The sequence below is a fragment of the Micromonospora sp. MH99 genome (genome assembly GCF_021442385.1).
Taxonomy (GTDB): domain Bacteria; phylum Actinomycetota; class Actinomycetes; order Mycobacteriales; family Micromonosporaceae; genus Micromonospora.
In genome coordinates this window covers 16,394-33,340 of the sequence record NZ_MUZA01000069.1, presented here as the reverse complement: position 1 = coordinate 33,340, position 16,947 = coordinate 16,394, and the positions used below count along the sequence as shown (strand labels likewise).

Sequence of the window (16,947 nt, the reverse complement as noted above, 5' to 3'; positions counted from 1 at the left end):
GGCCAAGCCCACGCCGGCGGCGGTGAGGCCGGCCGCGAGGCCCAGCGCGGCGGTCGGGGTGACCCGGCCGCTGGGGATCGGTCGCTCGGGGCGTTCGACGGCGTCCAGCTCCCGGTCGGCCCAGTCGTTGGCGGCCATGCCGGCCCAGTAGAGCAGCACCGACGCGCCGGCGAGGGCTGGGGTACGCGGGCCCAACGTGCCGGCGGCCGCCGCGCCGGCGACCACGTCACCGGGGACCGAGAGCGCGGCCGGCGCCCGGACCAGCTCGGCCACATCAGCCAGCGTGGTCATGGCCACCGTCCAGGCCGGCGTGCAACCGCTGAGTGAAGTCGGTCAGCCGGGCCCACTGCTCGGCCAGCGAGTGGGTGGGCGCACCGAGCGGGTCCTTGAAGAAGAAACCCAGGTCGGCCAGCGGCCCCACCTGCCCGGCGGCGTGCGCGGCGGCGGTGAGCCGCGCCAGGTCGAGCACCAGCGGCGCGGCCAGCGCGGAGTCGCAGCCGTGCCAGGTGAACTCCATCCGCATCCCGGTGCCGAGGAAGCCGGCGAACGTGATCAGGTCCCAGGCGGTCTTGAAGTCGCCCAGCTCCTCGACGTACTCGATGCGGGTGTTGCCCTGCGGGACGTAGCCCAGCGTCTCGCCGAGCACGCGTTGCTTGCTCTGCACCTTGGCCGCGTTGGCGGCCGGGTCGGCGAGGGTGGCGCCGTCGCCGCCGCCGAGCAGGTTCATCCCGGACCAGGAGCGCACCGCGAGGTTGCGCATCGCGAACATCGGCGCGAGGACCGACTTGACCAGGGTCTCACCGGTCTTGCCGTCGTGCCCGGCGTACGGCAGGCGCAGCTCTTCGGCCAACGCGGCCAGCGCCGGCAGCCGCAGCCCGGTGGACGGGGTGAAGTCGACGTACGGGCAGCCGGCCAGCAGCGCCGCGTACGCGTACAGGGAGCTGGGCGGCAGCACCTCGTCCGGGCCGGCGAGCGCAGCGCGCAGCGCGACCGGGTCGGCGTGCCCGGGGTGCGGTCGAGGCGCCGGTTCGGTGGCGGAGACGTTGACCACGACCACGCGGTCCAGACGGTTGCGCTCCCGGAAGGATGTGAGGTCACCCACGATGGTCGTGACCCGGTCGGCCTGGGTGCCGCCGAGCGGGGCCGGCCGCAGTTCCTGCTCGACGGCGGCCAGCTCGTCGGGGAGCGCGGCGACCAGCCGACCGGGTATCACACCGGTGTCGGCCAGGGCCTCGGCGCGCTTGCTCAACGGGGTGGTGGCCACGTCGTGGCCACCGAAGACCAGGTCCGCGAAGGACGGGAGGGCGGGACCGCGCAGATCCGGCAACTCGGTGACGCAGCCGGTCGGCCCGGCCAGGCCGGCCCGCAGCGCGAGCCCTCCGACGATGCTGGTGGTCGCGACCGAACCGCGTGCTCCTACCAGCCAGACACCCGTTCGCATGGTGCTCCTTCCCATCCAGGAGGAACCGTCGGTTCGATTTAAATATAGGAATATCAGAATATTTCTCGAAAAGCTACGGCCTTGAGCGGATGGGCCCCGCCCGCCCGACCCGTACCGGAACGACACCGGATCCGGCGTCGGCGTCGGCGGCGACGACGACGGACCGGTTACCGGCACGGGTGCGGGCAGACGGGGCTGGCAGGCAGGGTCGGTCGGCGTCTCGACCCTGCCTCCCCCGCATCCGACTGGGGCGTTGGCATGCCCCGACCGGACGTCTCAGGTTGCCGTGCCCACCGGATCGTCGACCGAGGTGCGGTCCGTCGCAGGGCGGCGTACCGAGGCGGGACGGGTGGGGGCAGCGGCGGGCGGTGTCATCGGGTCCTCCGGATCGCCGGGGGTGGTGGCGGTCCTCCGGTGCGGCCGGGGAATCCCGGTCCGGTCGCACCGGACGACCGTCCTGCTCGTGCGCCACCGGGCCACACGGCCCGGCTGCACACTCTCCGGAGCCGACCTCGTCCCGACCGCGGGGCGCAAACCGCTGTCGGTCCCTCGCCGGTCGGCTCCGGAAAGCCGGTTGGGCGACGGCGGCGCGAGCACCGCCGTCGCGGATGGTCAGGGGGTCAGACGGCCACCGCGGTCAGCGCCGGTTCCACGTCGGTCCAGGAGGAACCGACGTCCGCCGAACGGGTCACCGCGTCCAGCACGAGCTGGACCTGCAACGCGTCGGCGAAGGAGGGCGCCGGGTCGGTGCCGGTGGCGATCGCCTCGATGAGATCGCGCATCTGGTGGGTGAAGGAGTGCTCGTAGCCGATGATGTGGCCGGGCGGCCACCACGCCGACATGTACGGGTGGTCGCCCTCGGTCACCAGGATCCGGCTGAAGCCCTGTTCCAGGGTAGGCCGGGTGGCGTCGTAGAACTCCAACTCGTTGAGCCGCTCCAGGTCGAAGACCACGCTGCCCAGCGAGCCGTTGATCTCGACTCGGAGGGCGTTCTTGCGGCCCGTGGCGAAACGGCTCGCCTCGTACGTCGCCAGGGCGCCACCGTCGAGCCGGGCCACGAAGATCGCGGCGTCGTCGACGGTGACCGGCCCGGTGGGCGCCGAGCCGCCGTCCACGGTGGCCGCGAGGCCGCTCGACTCGGCCGGCAACGGCCGCTCCTTGACGAACGTCTCGGTGACCGCGCTGACGCCGGTGATCCGCTGGCCGACGACGAACTGCGTCAGGTCGATGATGTGCGCACCGATGTCACCGAGCGCGCCGGAGCCCGCCCTGTCCTTCTGCAACCGCCAGACCAGCGGGAACTGCGGATCCACGATCCAGTCCTGCAGGTACGTCGCTCGGACGTGCCGGATCACCCCGAGTCGTCCGTCGGCGACCATCTGGCGCATCATCGTGACCGCGGGGACCCGGCGGTAGTTGAACCCGCACATCGAGCGCACCCCGGAGGCGCGGGCGGTGTCCGCCGCGGCGGTCATCGCCCGTGCCTCCGCCACTGTGTTGGCCAGCGGCTTCTCGCACAGGACGTGCTTGCCGGCGGCGAGTGCGGCGAGGGCGATCTCGGCGTGACTGTCGCCGGGTGTGCAGATGTCAACCACGTCGATCTCGTCGGAGTTGATCACGTCGCGCCAGTCCGTCGTGTACGCGTCCCAGCCGAGCCGGTCGGCGGCCTCGGCCACCTTCGGTGTGTCGCGGCCGCAGATCAGCGACATCCTGGCTCGTGCCGGCAGGTCGTAGACGCGGTTCACGGTGCGCCACGCCTGTGAGTGCGCGGCGCCCATGAACGCGTATCCGACCATGCCGATCCGCAGTTCTCTGTCTGTCGTGGACAAGGTGGGTCTCCCCCCGTGTATCAGAACCCGAGCTTGAGGTAGCTGCTCGCGTTCTCCTTCGTGATCGTCTCCGAGGCGAGCACGATCTCCTTGGGCACCTGGAGTTCCACCAGGTCGGACATGCCCTTGCCCTGGCCGATGAGGCGGGCGAGCGAGATGGCCGAAGAGGCCATCGACGGGCTGTAGGTGACGGTGGCCTTCAGCACGGTGTTGTCCGCCTGGATGTCCTCCATCGCCTTCTTCGAGCCGGCGCCGCCGACCATGAAGAACTCCTTGCGGCCGGACTGGTTGATCGCGGCCATCACGCCGACGCCCTGGTCGTCGTCGTGGTTCCAGATCGCGTCGATCTTCGGCAGGGCCTGGAACAGCCCGGTCGCGGCCTGCTGGCCGGAGTCGACGGTGAACTCGGCCGGCCGGCGGTTGGCCACCTTGAAGCCGCTCGCGGCGAGCGTGTCGTTGAAGCCCTTCGACCGCTCCTGGGTCAGCTCCAGCGCGTCGATGCCGGGGATCTCACCGATGATCGGGTTGCTGACGCCCTTGGCCTTGAGCTGCGCGATGATGTACGTCGCCGCGGCGACGCCCATGCCGTAGTTGTCGCCCTTGATCTGCAGGCGGTACGCCCGGGCGTCGGGGAAGGCCCGGTCCAGGTTGACCACCGGGATGCCGGCGGTCATGGCCTCCAGGCCGAACGCGTTGAGCTCCTTGCCGTCGTGCGGCAGCACCACGATGACGTCGGGCTTCTGCGACACCAGGGTGGACAGCGCCGCCCGCTGGGCCGCCGGGTCCGCACCCGCCGCGACGGGCTTGAGCTCCACGTCGGAGAACGCGCCGGCCTGCGCCTTGGCGTTGTTGGTGATGGCGGCGATCCAGCCGTGGTCGTCGGCGGGGGCGGAGAAGCCGATGACCACCTTCTTGCCGGGCTCGTTGTTGACGCCGGTCGCCGCCGCCTTGGTCTGCGCGGTGGTGGGCGACGACTCGTTGCTCGTGCAACCGGCCAGCAGTACGCCGGCGCCGACCGCGACCCCGCCGAAGAGCATTCGGCGGCGCGACAGGTCGGGACTGTGCTGGGTCATGACGACCTCCTGTGTTCGCAGGTGGTGGGATGAGTGGAGGGTGCGTGGTATCCGGTCACCGTCGATGCTCGGGTGACCCTGCGGTGGTGCGGCAAGGTGGTGCGGGTGCTGGTGGTTGGTCAGCTGCTGGTGAGCCTGTTGCGGCCCAGGAACTGGGTGATGCTGCGGAACTGCACCTGCTGGACCAGGACGGCCGCCACGATGATGCCGCCCTTGACCATGTTCTGGGCCTCGCTGGAGAGGCCGTTGATGGCGAAGAGGTTGGTGATGGTCGAGAAGATGATCACGCCGAGCAGGGAACCGATGATCGTGCCCCGCCCGCCGCTGAGCAGCGTGCCACCGATGATCGCGGCGGCGATCGCGTCCAGCTCGTAGAGGTTTGCCGTCGCCGCCTGGGCCGAGTTGGCCTGCGCGGTGAGCATGATGGCGGCGATGCCGCAGCAGAGGCCGGACAGCGCGTACAGCAGCAGGGTGTGCCGCCGGACGTTGATGCCGGCCAGCCGGGCCGCCTCCGGGTTGCCTCCGACGGCGACCGTGCGCCGGCCGAAGGTGGTGCGGTTGAGCAGCACCCAACCGGCCGCGACCACAGCGGCGAGGATGTAGACCAGCAGCGGGATGCCGAGCACCTTCTCGCTGGCGATGTTGTTGATGAAGGTGTTGTTGGACAGCTGGGTCTGCTTGTTGGAGATCTCCGCCGCCAGACCGCGGGCGGCCACCAGCATCGCCAGGGTGGCGATGAAGGGCACCAGCCGGCCGTACGAGATGAGGATTCCGTTGACCACGCCTACCGACAGCCCGACGACCAGGGCGGTGAAGATCATGCCGCCGGCGCCGTAGCTCTGCGTGGCGACAGTGGTGGCCCAGACCGCGGAGAGCGCGACTATCGCGCCGACCGACAGGTCGATACCGCCGCCGATGATGACGAAGGTCATCCCGACGGTGACCACGCCGACCACCGAGGCCAGCTTGAGGATGGTGAGGGTGTTGTCCCACACCCAGTCCGGGTTGGAGTAGAGGTCCCACCGGCTCACGGCGCCGATGATGACCAGGACCACCAGCACCCCGATGAGGCCGAGGTTACGGCGGGCACCTTCGCCGCTGTCACCCCGCCACCACGAGAGCCGGTTGCTGGTCGTCGCCGCCTCGCTGGCCACCGCCGTCTCGGCGGGATCCACCGGCGGCGACTGCGCCGGCAGCTGCGGGCGCTCCGGGGTCGCGGTGGGGGTGGGAGTCGCGTCGCTCATGCCGGTGCGCCTTCCATCAGGGACCCCGCCATCACGAGGTCGAGCACAGTGTTCTCGTCGAGTTCGCCGGCCGGGGCCTCGCGGACCACCCGGCCCTCCCGCATCACCAGGACCCGGTCGGCCAGACCGAGCACCTCGGGCACCTCGCTGGAGACCAGCAGGACCCCGACGCCCTGGGCGGCCAGACCCCGGATCACCTGGTACAGCTCAGCGCGGGCACCGATGTCCACGCCTCGGGTCGGCTCGTCCAGGAGCAGCAGTTTGGTGTCGCCGAGCAGCCACCGCCCCACCACCACCTTCTGCTGGTTGCCGCCGGAGAGGGTGCGCACCGGTCGGCGGACGTCGCGGGGGCGCAGTTCGAGATCGTCGGCGATCCGGTTCGCCTCGGCCTGCTCGGCCGCCACGTTGGTGAAGCCGAACCGGGCGTACCGGCTGAACGTGGAGAGGGTGACGTTGCGGTAGATCGGCTCACCGAGCAGCAGCGCCTGACTCTTGCGCTCCTCGGGCGCCATGCCCATGCCGGCCCGGACCGCCGCGCCGACACCCGCGCGCAACGCCCGGCCGGCCATCCGGACCGTGCCCGCGTCGGCTCGGCGGGCGCCGTAGATGGTCTCCAGCAGCTCGGAGCGGCCCGAGCCGACCAGCCCGGCGATGCCGACGATCTCACCGGCCCGGACATCGAGCGACACGTCGGCGAACTCGCCCGCCCGGGTCAGCCCCTCGACCTGGAGCAGCTCCGCGCCGGCCGGACCGGCCGCCGGGCGCTCCGGGAAGACGTACTCGATGCTGCGGCCGGTCATCCGGCTGACCAGGTCGCGGGTCGGGGTGTCGCGCGCCGGCAGGTTCGCCGCAGTGGTCCGGCCGTCCTTGAGTACGGTGACCCGGTCGCCGATCTCGCGGATCTCCTCCAGGCGGTGGGAGATGTAGATGACGGCGATGCCCTGGGCGGTCAACTCCCGGATGATCCGGAACAGGTTGCCCACCTCGTCGTGCGCCAGCACCGCGCTCGGCTCGTCCATGATGATCAGTCGAGCCTCGTGCGACAGCGCCCGGGCCATGCTGACGATCTGCTTGCCGGCCGCCGGCAGTGCGCGGACCATCCGCTTGGGGTGGATGTCGCCGTGCCCGAGCCGGCCGAGGATCTGGCGGGTTCGTCGGACCATTTGCCCGCGACGGACGAAGCCCAGCCGGCGCGGCTCGTGGCCCAGGAACGCGTTCTCCCCCACCGACAGGTCCTCGACGAGGTCCAGCTCCTGGTAGATGGTGGCGATGCCGGCGCGCATGGCGGCCTGCGGGTTGGCGAAGGTGGTCGGCTCGCCCCGCCACTCGATGAGGCCGGAATCCGGCTGGTGCACCCCGGCCAACACCTTGATCAGGGTGGACTTGCCGGCGCCGTTCTGCCCGAGCAGGCAGTGCACCTCGCCGGCACGCACCTCCAGCTGCACCCCGTCCAGGGCGCGTACGCCGGGGAAGGTCTTGACCACGTCGGTGAGGCGCAGGACCACCTCGCCGGCGACGGTGTCCGCGGGGGCCTCGACCAGCGACGCCCCGGCGACGGCGGCGTTCTCCTCGGGCTGGGCCACAGTCTCCTCCTCGCTCACGGTGGGTTTCGCGCCTGGCGACCGCAGGTTCATGAGGCCTCGCCGAAGGCGACGTCGCTGGCGAGCACGGCCGCGCCGGCGACGCCGGCCCGACCACCCAGCTCGGACAGCACGACGGGCAGGTTGCCGGTGGCCAGCGGCAGCGACCGGCGGTAGACCACGCTGCGGATCTCGGCGAGCAGGATGTGCCCGAGCTGGGCCAGCCCACCACCGATCACGATCATCGACGGGTTGGTGAAGCTCACCAGGCCGGCGAGGATCCCGCCGACCCGCCGCCCGCCGTCGCGGATCAGCTGGATACAGGTCACGTCGCCCTCGACCGCGCCCTCGGCGACGTCCAGAGCGGTCACCACGCCCCGAAGGCTCATCCGCTCGGCCAGCGCCGGCGACGCCCCGCTGCGGGCGGCGGCGGTCGCGTCCTTGGCCAGCGCGGCGCCACTGAACAACGCCTCCAGACATCCGACGTTCCCGCACGAGCACATCGGCCCGTGCGCGTCGACCTGGATGTGGCCGATGTCCCCGGCGCAGCCGTCGGTGCCGCGGTAGACGTCGCCGGTCAGGTAGATGCCGCAGCCGATGCCGGTGCCGATCTTCACGAAGAGGAAGTCGTCCACCGAGTGGGCGACCCCGCCGTGACGCTCGCCGATCGCCATGATGTTGACGTCGTTGTCGACCACCGCCGGGCAGCCGTGCTCCCGGCTGAGCAGCTCGCGGACCGGAAACCGGTCCCAGCCCGGCATGATCGGCGGTGAGACCGGGACGCCGTCGCGGAAGCTGACCGGGCCGGGTACTCCGATGCCCACCGCGTCCAACCGCTCGTACGCGCCGTCGACCCGGGCCTTGTGCAGCAGCTCGTTGACCCGCTGCAGGGTCACCTTCGGTCCATTGCGGATGTCGGCCGGCTCGGCGTAGTGGGCCACCGGTTCGAGACGGCCGTTGACCACCTCGACGTCCATCGAGCTGGCGCCCAGGTCGACTGCCGCGAAGCGCAGTTTCGGGTTCAGCTCGACCAGGGTGGAGCGACGCCCGCCCCGGGAGGCGGCGAGCCCGGCCTCGGCGACGTAACCCAGTGCGACCAGCCGGTCCAACTCGGCCAACAGTCGCGGGCGGGGCATCTGGAGGCGGTCACCCAGCTCGGCCCGGGACACGGCCCCCTCGTCGCGGAGCAACCGCAACAACCGGACGTGCAGGGGCTCGACGGTCCGCACCGGGGAGTTCACCTCTTCATCGAACTCGTTCACATCGACGCAACGCCGAGGTGTTGTGTCCGACACAGTAGGAGCGTTCCGCACCGCCTGTCCAGAGCTTCAACCGTTCCGGTGGCAACTTTTGTCCGTAAGAGCAAAAGCTAATAGTGGATCAAGAAAAGGGCCTGCGGAAACGAACCGGGGGCGGGAGCGCCTCGCGCTCCCGCCCCCGGCGGTGTCGGACGATCCGACCTACATGCGCCGTAGGTCGGCCGTCGCATCCAGGGCACGGATCTGTACGGCGTTGCCGCTGTCGTACACCTCCACCGGCTCGGTGGTGAACTGACCGTGCTCCCCCGCGCTCAACCGCACCGCGGGATCCACCACGATCTGCTTCGGTGCGACGTGCATGGCGTACACCCCGTCGATCTGACCGTCGGTGATGCTGGTGCCGACCATGACGGCGGTACGACCGCGGGCGTCCTTGGTGATCGCCACCAGGCCGCGGTCCGTGGGAATGGGCATGACTACCTCCTTCTGGCTTCTGTCAGTGATCAGTCGTCCCGCACGCAGGCGTGCAGGGGTGAGTGCGCGGCGACCGGCGAGCCGAACATGATCTGCCGCCAGTCGCCGGTGAAGGTGAAGAAGCCGGCAGTTGTCCGCACGCCGAGGCGGCCCGGGATGCGCGACCCGGAGACGTGCTCCGGCACCGATCCCATCCCGTACACGCTCTCCAGCGACGGCCACACGGAGATGCTCAGCAGCGTCCGGGTGCCCCAGTCGACGATCAACCGGCTGCCGACCAGCTCGGGCAGCCGTCGCCGGACCGCCCGCTTGATCCGCAGGTGCAGCACCACCAACCGCAGCAGGACGAGCCGCGACGGGCACTCGAACCGCGTGATGACCACCTGCCCACCGGCCGGATCCGGCCGGAAGACCGGGGTCACCCCCAGCTCAGCAGCGATGCCTGAGCCACGGCCGCGACCAGCAGCGTCGCGCCGGACCACCGGCGGATGATCCTCTGCCAGTCCTGCCATCTCCGTCCCTTCTCCTCGTCGATCGGCGTCGTCGTCGGCTTACGGATGCTCAGCGCCACCATCGACAGCACCGCCAGGACGGCCACCACGACCAGCGTCGTCGGCAACGCCGCCGGACTCAGCAGCACCAGCGCGGCCAGGGCCACCCACAGGAACGAGGTGGTCTTCTGGGTGGTGAACAGCAGGGCCAGGTCGAAGCCCCACACCACTCCCAGCGAACCGGGAGGCAGCGTCCGGGCCAGCGACTGCGGCACCTGCCGCCACACGTGCGGAGTGCGTTGCCGCAGATCCGCCACACCGAAGCCGAGCGCCACCACGATCACCAGTCCGACCCGCACCGCTTCCGGCAGCACCGCGGTGATCCCGCTGGCGAGCAGGTAGAACGGGACCGCCAGAACCGCCGCGCCGAAGATCCCACCGACCAGCAGGCCGAGCAGGAACCGACTCCCGCCCCACCGGTCGTCCCGCAACATCGGGCCGGCGACCCCGGCCATGGAGACGCCTCAAGGGCTGTAGCCCTGCAGGATCGCCCCCAGCAGGGCGACGCCGATCCAGACCTCCATCCCGGTCAGGCCGTCAGCAGTTCGAGGTGCAGGTGCACTTGCCGGCGGAGGCGTTGTACGAGCCGTCGGAGCGCTTGCGCTCGCAGCACTGGCAGCGGTAGATCGGTCCCACCGTGCCGAACGTGCAGGTCCACACGTAGTGGCTGGCCGCCAGGCAGGTCGACATGCTGATGTTCGGTGGTACGTACTCGAGGCTGCAGCAGTTCCAGTTGGCCGCCTGGGCCGGCGACCCCTTGGCGAAGACCGCGACGGCGGCGGCCAGTCCGCCGGCGCCGATCCCGCGCAGTACGCCCCGTCGTTTGACCGAGGACTTGGGGACAGCAGTGGTCATGACACCTCCTGTGTGAGATGGGCTGCCGGGTCGCGTGCCTCGTCGCACGCCACCCGGGGTCCTGGCGCGCTCACGCCTCCTGGGCGGAGTGGGCGGAGTGCAGGTGGCCGGTGGCGGCGAGGGCGCTGTCGAGCGTCCAGAAGAGCAGCGCGGTGTCCAGCCGACCGTGCCGGAACAGCAGGGCCGCCGGGCTGGAGTCGATGTTGAACTCCCCGGTGCTCCAGGCGCCGCCCTGGTCCAGGTACGGCCGGGCCCGCTCCAGTTCGTGCCGGCGGATGAAGTCCTCACCGCGCTCGCGGACACCGCAGGAGACCACCACGCTGAGGTCGACGCCGCGGTCCAGCGCGCCCGGGACCTGGGCGGCGATCTGCTCACAGCTCGCACACGAGGAGCTGAGCACCAGCACCAGGGCGCGTTCGCGGTCGCGCAGGTGCGCCAACTCCGCCGGCCAGTTCAGCGACTCGGCGCCCAACCGGGCGTTCTCCAGCGGTTCGACCTGGGCCGACGGCTCGTTGCTCTGCTCCGGCAATCGCGCCGCCAACTGACCGAGCATCGCGAAAAACAGCACCATCGTTCCGGCGAGAACCAGCAGGACGAAAGCAAGGAACATGGTCATGGCGTTCATTACCCTTCGTGGTGGAGAAGCGCCCGTCACACCCGGTCGGATTGCGGGAACAGCGGTCGTACGATCGGGAGAATCCAGCGACGGTTGGCGTAGAGCGACAGCAGCAGCGCGGCGAGCGCGGCACCGATCACCGGCCCGGCGGGCTGGTTGGCGGCGGCGTCGACGACGGCCAGGTTGCCCACCGCGACGGCCAGCAGGCCGACGCCGATGGCGATGTTGACCGGTCCGAAAGGAGCACCCTCGGTGCGGCCGAAACACCCGCACGGCTCCTCGCTGCCCCGGACCGCGCCGACCAGACCGACCACCGCGAACGACAGTCCCAGCGCCGCCACCAGCAGCGCACCCGCACGTCGAGAGGGCTCCACGACCAGGGCCACCGCGGCGCACAGTTCCAGCAGGGCCACCAGCCGCACGAGGCCGGACCCGGACGCCCAGGGCAGGCCGATCTCGGAAAGAGCACGTCCCAACTGCGTGCCGTCCACGGTCTTCGCGGCGGCAGCCTGCATCAGCAACGCCGCCGCCACACAGTTGACGAATAGGATGCCGACAATGGATATTGAAGCCACAACGGGCTCCTTCCCCGCTATTAGCGGAAGCGCGTCGTTACTGGCACTCTGACCCATCGGCTCATTCGTACGGCACATCCCCGGCACCGCGACCGCACGGATCCGTCATCGTCATGTCATCGGCGGGCATGACTCGGCCGACGACCGTGCTGTGAGCCTTGGCACGGCTCTGCGGGCCACCCGGCCCACCGAACGGAGAAACGTGGAATTCGCCATTCTCGGCCCGCTGGAGGTTCGCTCCTCAGGCACGCCGGTGGATCTGCCCGCGCCCCGTCAACGACGGATCCTGGCCGCGCTTTTGGTCGCCAGCGAGGGCTGGCTGTCGGTCAACCGCCTGATCGAGGCGTGCTGGGACGACGCGGGGCCGTGGACCGCCCGCAAGCAGGTACAGAACCAGGTCGGGGCGCTGCGGCGGCACCTCGTCCGGCACGGCGGCGACGCCAACATCGTGGTCACCCGCCCCGACGGCTACCAACTGGACGTGTCCGACGCGTACGTGGACGCGCGGGAGTTCGCCGAGACCGTCCGGCGGGCCCGGCAGGCCGCCGAGGTCGACACCGCCCGCGCGGTAGCCCTCTACCAGGGCGCGTTGACCCTGTGGCGCGGTCCGGCGCTGGACGGGCTGAACAGCCCCGCACTGGAACCCGCCGCGGCGCGACTTGCCGAACTGCGGCTGCTCGCCGCCGAGGAGCGGTACGACCTGGAGCTGCGGCTCGGCCGACACCGCCAGGTGCTGGCCGACCTGATCGAACTGGCCGCCGAACACCCCTCCCGGGAGCGCCTACAGGCGCTGCTCATGCTGGCGTTGTACCGGGAGGGGCGACAGGTGGAGGCACACGGCGTCTACCGGCGTCTGCACGACCACCTCGCGGAGGAGCTCGGAACCGGGCCCGGTGGCGAACTCCGGCAGCTGCGCGAGCGGCTGCTGTGCGATCAGGTCAGCGCTTGGCAGCCGAATTCCGCTTCTTCCTGAGCTTGCGGTCGTCGCGCAGCTCCAGGTACGGCTCGTCGTCGACAGCGTGGCCGGCCGAGATGGCCCGGCCACGCTCCAACTCCGCGTCGAACTCGGCGCCCAGCAGGATCGCGATGTTGCTCAGCCAGAGCCAGACCAGAAAGACGATCACGCCGGCCAGCGCGCCGTACGTCTTGTTGTACGAGCCGAAGTTGCTCACGTAGAGGGCGAAGAGACCGGAGATCACCAGCCAGATCACCACGGCGAGCACCCCACCCGGGCTGACCCAGCGGAACCCGCCGTGCCGGGCGTTCGGCGAGGCCCAGTAGAGGATCGCGAACATCAGGCTGACCAGGAGCAGCAGCACCGGCCACTTGGCGATGTCCCACACCGTGACGGCCGTCGAGCCGAGGCCTACCGCGTTCCCGACCAGTTCGGCGAGTCGGCCGGTGAAGACCACGATCACCGCGCAGGCCAGCAGGAGCACGCCGATCACGGCCGTCACGCCGACCCGGATCGGCAGGGTCTTCCAGATCGGCCGACCCTCCGGCACGTCGTAGATCGTGTTCGAGGCGCGCATGAACGCGGCGATGTAACCCGACGCGGACCAGAACGCCGCCAGCAGACCGATGATCGCCGCGATGCTGGCCAGCCCTCCGCTGCCCTGCGCCTGTTGGATCGCATCCTCGATGATCTTCTGGATGCTCTCGTTGGGCACCGCCTGGTTGACCGTGTCCTTGACGCCCTCGGTGGCGCTGGTGCCCAGCAGGCCGAGGATGGAGATCAACACCAGCACGCCCGGGAAGATGGACAGCACCCCGTAGTAGGTCAGCGCCGCCGCCCAGTCGGTCAGGCTGTCGTCCTGGAACTCGGTGACCGTACGGCGCAGCGCTGCCTTCCAGCCGCTGCCGGGCAGGTCGGTGGGGCTGTCCGGCCCGGCGTCGGGCCCGACCGGCCCGCTGCGCTCACGGTGGTCGGACGTCTCGTCGGAGGCCATCGCCCCTCCTCTTCGTCGGCGGTGTCGCCCGAAGGACATGCCCCACGAACAGCGGCGATAACCCCTACGGGTAGAGCAACCTGCCCATCCGGCGCGACGCCACGAGAAGGCCGACCGCCAACAGCGCCAGCAGGTAGAAGACGTCGAGCAGCCAGAGCCAACCCCCGGTGCCCAGCGCGACGCCGCGGATCAGGTGCACGGCCCGGTACAGCGGGGTGATCTCGATCAGCCAGTGCAGCAGGGTCGGGTAGGCCTGCGCCGGCACGAAGGTGCCGGAGAAGAGGAACAGGGTGAACTGCGCGGACGCCACCAGGTCGAAATCCTGCCAGCTGCGCATGACTGTGGAGACCGCCATGCCGAGCGCCCCGAACGCGAACCCGACCAGCACGGCAGCGGGCAGCGCGGTGACCGCGTGGACGACGCTTGTCAGATCCAACGCGACCATCACCCCGAGGAACGCCGCCGAGTAGGCGCTGCCCCGCAACATCGCCCAGCTCAGCTCACCGAGGGCGATCTCGAACGGCCGTACCGGGGTGGCGATCATCCCGTCGTACAGCTTCATGTACTTCATCTTGCCGAAGAAGTTGAAGGTGGTCTCGGAGAGCGCCCCGGTCATCGCGGAGGCGGCCAGCATCGCCGGAGCCACGAACGCGGCGTACGACACCAGCCGCCCGTCGGGCAGCGGCAGGTCGCCGACAAGCGTCCCGACACCCACGCCGATGGAGAGCAGGTAGAGCAGCGGCTCCACGAAGCCGGAGATCAGCAGCAGCCAGTAGACCGACTTCAGCGCGGCGAGATTGCGCTCGACCACCGACCCCGACCGCCGGGATGCGGCGGAGACGTCGACCAGCCGGGGCAGCACCAGCGTGACCACGAGATCTCCCTAGACGACGAGCTTGCGGCGGAAGGCGCGCAGCGCCAGCAGCCAACCGACGGCCGCCCAGGCAGCCAGGTAGAGCAGGTGCCCGGCGATCGACCACTGTGGGGCGACACCGAGCGTCGCCGCACGGCAGAGGTCGACGGCGTGCCACAGCGGAGTCGCGTACGCCAGCCAGCGCAGCGCCTCCGGCAACGACTCGACCGGGAAGAACACGCCGGCGAACAGCGTCATCGGGATGACCGCGAACCGGAACAGCATCGCCAGCCAACTGTCGCTGGACACCACCGCGGCGTACGCGAACGTCGGCGTGGCCCCGGCCAGCGCGAGCAGCGCCACCACCGGCAGGGTGGCCAGCGCCCACGGCGAGCGCAACGCCCCGAACAACCCGGTGACCAGCAGGAAGGCCGCGATCGTCGTGAGCACCCGGAACAGCACGAAGGCCAGGTGCCCGGCCAGGATGTCGCCCACGCGCAGCGGCGACGCCGTCTGCGCGAAGTAGGTCTTGATCCACTGGAAGTTGCTGAACACCGGCCACGTCGAGTCGCCCACTGTCACCTGGAGGGCCGTCGAGGCGATCAGCCCCGGGACCAGCCAGTCGAGATAGCGCACGCCGTCGACGCCCTGGTCGATGTACGCGCCGACGCCCAGCCCGAAGCCGAGCACGGTGAGCACCGGCAGCAGGAACGACGAGAACACCCCGGCCCGCCAGGTGCGCCGAAGACCCACCAGATAGTGCTCGAACACCGCGTACGCCGGCACCCAGGGCACTCGCGTCCGCTGCGCCACACTCACCATGACCACCCCCGTCCCCGACCTTCCTACCCCCGGGGTACGACAGGCCGCCGGTCACCCTACGGCGACCCCGTCGACGTGTCGCCCGGGTTTCGACCTGCCGCGCGCCACACTCACGGCCTCGCGGCCGCCTGCCGGCGCGATGATCGACTCGGGTTCACCGAAACCGCGGTGTCCACAACACCGCGACACCCCGATTTGCAGGAAACGGAGTGGATCTACGCGGCCGGGACGGTCCGAAGCGCCAGCGCCCTGCGAACGGCGGCAGCGCGCCGTGCTCGCGGCACATTGACGTGATGATCCGCTCCACTTCGGCGATCTGGCGGCATCCCGCCGCCGGGACACCCCCGCATCGCCGAAATGGAGATGATCAGGATCCTCACCAGACTGTCACGCAGCGGAACCGCTCACGGGCGCAGGCCAGCGGGCGGAAGCGGCCCATGACCACGGTCCGGTGCGCTCCCCTCCCCACCGACGGAGGCTCCACCGGGCGACTCAGGTGCCGGCGACGCGCCCGCCCGAACGGCGGCCACCGGTTGGCTCGGGTCCGGGGCAGCGGCCCCGGTACCGCCCGCACGTGGCGATGCGCCCATCCTGGCGCTGCCGGGTCTGCGGCGCCGCATGGCCGTGCTCCCCCGCGCGCCTGGCGCTGCTCGGGGAGTACCGCGAGAACAGGACCGGCCTGTTGATCCACCTCGCCACGCTGCTCCAGGAGGCGGATGGAGACCTCGGACGCAGCACCGCACCAGACCTGAGCAGATCTTGGACAGTTTCCGTTATCTCCTAACGGAAACTGTCCAAGATCTGCGAACCGAGCGGCGGGGAGAGCGGCGGCGGCCCGTCAGTCGACCAGGGTGCGGCCGGTCAGGTGCAGGAAGACGTCCTCCAGACCGCTGCGCCGCACCAGGACGTTGGCCGGGTTGAGCCCCAGCGCGCCGACCTCGGCGACGGCCGCGTCACCGTCGGGCACGTAGAGCAGCACCCGATCGGGCAGCACCTCGACCCGCTCGCCCACACCGTCGAGCTTGCCGGCGAACGGCTCCTGCGACTCGGCCGCGAAGCGCAGCTCGACCACCTCGCGGGTGGAGTGCTCCTCGATCAGCGCCCGGGGTGAGCCCTCGGCGACGATCCGCCCGCCGTCCATCACCACCAGCCGGTCGCAGAGCTGCTCGGCCTCGTCCATGTAGTGCGTGGTGAGCACCAGCGTCACGCCCTGCTGCTTGAGCCGGAACAGTCGCTCCCACACCAGGTGCCGCGCCTGCGGGTCGAGCCCGGTGGTCGGCTCGTCGAGCAGCACGATCTCCGGATCGTTGACCAGGGCGCGGGCGATGGTCAACCGGCGCTTCATGCCACCGGAGAGCGGCTCGACCTTACTGTCGGCCCGCTCGGTGAGCTGGACGAAGTCGAGCAGCTCGGCGGCCCGTTCCCGGGCGGCCCGGCGCGAGATGCCGAAGTAGCGGGCGTACACCGTGAGGTTTTCCCGGACGGTCAGCTCCGGGTCGAGGTTGTCCATCTGCGGGCACACGCCGAGTCGCGCCCGGATCGCCGGCCCGTCGCGGACCGGATCCAGGTCGAGGATGCGCAACTCGCCGCCGCTCGGCGGGGAGATGCAGCCGACCATCCGCATGGTCGAGGACTTGCCGGCGCCGTTGGGCCCGAGGAAACCGAACGCCTCACCCGGGCGCACCTCGACGTCGATGCCGTCGACGGCGGTGAAGTCGCCGAACCGCTTCACCAGCCCACGAGCCTGAATCAGTGGTCGCCCCGAAGTCACCGCCCGACCCTAACCGCCGGGTCCGACAAGCCTCCACGCAAATACCCACGCGCCC

Annotated in this window: 18 protein-coding genes; 1 reads left to right on the top strand and 17 read right to left on the bottom strand. The window is 70.5% G+C overall.

The window, feature by feature from the left end:
• The 13 genes from B0E54_RS26710 to B0E54_RS26650 form a co-directional block, all read right to left on the bottom strand.
• On the bottom strand, positions 1 to 291 hold a 291-nt coding region (locus B0E54_RS26710), incomplete at its 3' end, for a UbiA family prenyltransferase (protein WP_234588919.1).
• Complete coding sequence (locus B0E54_RS26705; RefSeq protein WP_234588917.1) at positions 275 to 1,441, bottom strand: inositol-3-phosphate synthase; 1,167 nt, start codon at positions 1,439 to 1,441, stop codon at positions 275 to 277. The genes B0E54_RS26710 and B0E54_RS26705, both read right to left, overlap by 17 nt.
• A 620-nt stretch (positions 1,442 to 2,061) precedes the next feature.
• The gene (locus B0E54_RS26700; protein ID WP_374109323.1) at positions 2,062 to 3,237 is read right to left on the bottom strand and encodes a Gfo/Idh/MocA family protein; all 1,176 of its coding nucleotides are present in this window, start codon (positions 3,235 to 3,237) and stop codon (positions 2,062 to 2,064) included.
• A 53-nt stretch (positions 3,238 to 3,290) separates the two neighbouring features.
• Positions 3,291 to 4,343 carry a substrate-binding domain-containing protein gene (locus B0E54_RS26695; protein ID WP_234588913.1) on the bottom strand — a complete coding sequence of 351 codons (1,053 nt, stop codon included), beginning with the start codon at positions 4,341 to 4,343 and terminating at the stop codon, positions 3,291 to 3,293.
• Positions 4,344 to 4,462: 119 nt separating this feature from the next.
• Positions 4,463 to 5,587, bottom strand: a complete 1,125-nt coding sequence (locus tag B0E54_RS26690) for an ABC transporter permease (RefSeq protein WP_234588911.1) — start codon at positions 5,585 to 5,587, stop codon at positions 4,463 to 4,465.
• Positions 5,584 to 7,221 (bottom strand): sugar ABC transporter ATP-binding protein, encoded by a 1,638-nt coding sequence (locus B0E54_RS26685; protein WP_234588908.1) that lies wholly within the window; start codon positions 7,219 to 7,221, stop codon positions 5,584 to 5,586. The genes B0E54_RS26690 and B0E54_RS26685 overlap by 4 nt, the downstream gene beginning before the upstream one ends.
• Entirely contained in the window at positions 7,218 to 8,396 is a 1,179-nt protein-coding gene (locus B0E54_RS26680) for an ROK family protein (RefSeq protein WP_234588923.1), read from the bottom strand. Before B0E54_RS26680 ends, B0E54_RS26685 begins: the two co-directional genes overlap by 4 nt.
• 231 nt (positions 8,397 to 8,627) lie before the next feature.
• Positions 8,628 to 8,900 carry a hypothetical protein gene (locus B0E54_RS26675; RefSeq protein ID WP_234588906.1) on the bottom strand — a complete coding sequence of 91 codons (273 nt, stop codon included), beginning with the start codon at positions 8,898 to 8,900 and terminating at the stop codon, positions 8,628 to 8,630.
• Positions 8,901 to 8,929: 29 nt separating this feature from the next.
• A complete protein-coding gene (locus B0E54_RS26670; RefSeq protein ID WP_234588904.1) occupies positions 8,930 to 9,322 on the bottom strand; it encodes a hypothetical protein in 393 nt (130 codons plus the stop codon).
• Positions 9,319 to 9,906, bottom strand: a complete 588-nt coding sequence (locus B0E54_RS26665; RefSeq protein WP_234588902.1) for a hypothetical protein — start codon at positions 9,904 to 9,906, stop codon at positions 9,319 to 9,321. Before B0E54_RS26665 ends, B0E54_RS26670 begins: the two co-directional genes overlap by 4 nt.
• 82 nt (positions 9,907 to 9,988) lie before the next feature.
• Positions 9,989 to 10,306, bottom strand: coding sequence for a hypothetical protein (locus B0E54_RS26660; protein WP_234588899.1), 318 nt, complete (start codon positions 10,304 to 10,306; stop codon positions 9,989 to 9,991).
• 70 nt (positions 10,307 to 10,376) lie between these two features.
• Positions 10,377 to 10,922: a hypothetical protein gene (locus tag B0E54_RS26655; RefSeq protein WP_234588897.1), complete on the bottom strand. Its 546-nt coding sequence runs from the start codon at positions 10,920 to 10,922 to the stop codon at positions 10,377 to 10,379.
• A gap of 35 nt (positions 10,923 to 10,957) precedes the next feature.
• Positions 10,958 to 11,497, bottom strand: coding sequence for a MauE/DoxX family redox-associated membrane protein (locus tag B0E54_RS26650; RefSeq protein WP_234588895.1), 540 nt, complete (start codon positions 11,495 to 11,497; stop codon positions 10,958 to 10,960).
• A gap of 202 nt (positions 11,498 to 11,699) precedes the next feature.
• On the opposite strand from B0E54_RS26650, the gene B0E54_RS26645 reads away from it, so the two are divergent.
• A complete protein-coding gene (locus tag B0E54_RS26645; RefSeq protein ID WP_234588893.1) occupies positions 11,700 to 12,470 on the top strand; it encodes an AfsR/SARP family transcriptional regulator in 771 nt (256 codons plus the stop codon).
• Here the strand turns inward: B0E54_RS26645 and B0E54_RS26640 are convergent.
• From B0E54_RS26640 to B0E54_RS26625, 4 genes are all read right to left on the bottom strand, one after another.
• Positions 12,436 to 13,446 carry a YihY/virulence factor BrkB family protein gene (locus B0E54_RS26640; RefSeq protein ID WP_234588891.1) on the bottom strand — a complete coding sequence of 337 codons (1,011 nt, stop codon included), beginning with the start codon at positions 13,444 to 13,446 and terminating at the stop codon, positions 12,436 to 12,438. The two genes, B0E54_RS26645 and B0E54_RS26640, sit on opposite strands and share 35 nt — an antisense overlap.
• A 64-nt stretch (positions 13,447 to 13,510) precedes the next feature.
• Positions 13,511 to 14,320, bottom strand: coding sequence for an ABC transporter permease (locus B0E54_RS26635; RefSeq protein ID WP_234588889.1), 810 nt, complete (start codon positions 14,318 to 14,320; stop codon positions 13,511 to 13,513).
• 9 nt (positions 14,321 to 14,329) lie between these two features.
• Positions 14,330 to 15,121 (bottom strand): ABC transporter permease, encoded by a 792-nt coding sequence (locus tag B0E54_RS26630; protein WP_234588887.1) that lies wholly within the window; start codon positions 15,119 to 15,121, stop codon positions 14,330 to 14,332.
• An 838-nt stretch (positions 15,122 to 15,959) separates the two neighbouring features.
• Entirely contained in the window at positions 15,960 to 16,892 is a 933-nt protein-coding gene (locus B0E54_RS26625; RefSeq protein ID WP_234588886.1) for an ABC transporter ATP-binding protein, read from the bottom strand.
• Positions 16,893 to 16,947 lie beyond the last annotated feature (55 nt).

Excerpts from the sequence above, each read along its gene's own strand:
- B0E54_RS26705 (WP_234588917.1), bottom strand. The coding sequence starts at position 1,441 with ATGCGAACGGGTGTCTGGCTGGTAGGAGCACGCGGTTCGGTCGCGACC.
- B0E54_RS26640 (WP_234588891.1), bottom strand. The coding sequence starts at position 13,446 with ATGGCCTCCGACGAGACGTCCGACCACCGTGAGCGCAGCGGGCCGGTC.
- B0E54_RS26700 (WP_374109323.1), bottom strand. The coding sequence starts at position 3,237 with ATGGTCGGATACGCGTTCATGGGCGCCGCGCACTCACAGGCGTGGCGC.
- B0E54_RS26690 (WP_234588911.1), bottom strand. The coding sequence starts at position 5,587 with ATGAGCGACGCGACTCCCACCCCCACCGCGACCCCGGAGCGCCCGCAG.
- B0E54_RS26660 (WP_234588899.1), bottom strand. The coding sequence starts at position 10,306 with ATGACCACTGCTGTCCCCAAGTCCTCGGTCAAACGACGGGGCGTACTG.
- B0E54_RS26675 (WP_234588906.1), bottom strand. The coding sequence starts at position 8,900 with ATGCCCATTCCCACGGACCGCGGCCTGGTGGCGATCACCAAGGACGCC.
- B0E54_RS26695 (WP_234588913.1), bottom strand. The coding sequence starts at position 4,343 with ATGACCCAGCACAGTCCCGACCTGTCGCGCCGCCGAATGCTCTTCGGC.
- B0E54_RS26655 (WP_234588897.1), bottom strand. The coding sequence starts at position 10,922 with ATGACCATGTTCCTTGCTTTCGTCCTGCTGGTTCTCGCCGGAACGATG.
- B0E54_RS26685 (WP_234588908.1), bottom strand. The coding sequence starts at position 7,221 with ATGAACCTGCGGTCGCCAGGCGCGAAACCCACCGTGAGCGAGGAGGAG.
- B0E54_RS26630 (WP_234588887.1), bottom strand. The coding sequence starts at position 15,121 with ATGGTGAGTGTGGCGCAGCGGACGCGAGTGCCCTGGGTGCCGGCGTAC.
- B0E54_RS26665 (WP_234588902.1), bottom strand. The coding sequence starts at position 9,906 with ATGGCCGGGGTCGCCGGCCCGATGTTGCGGGACGACCGGTGGGGCGGG.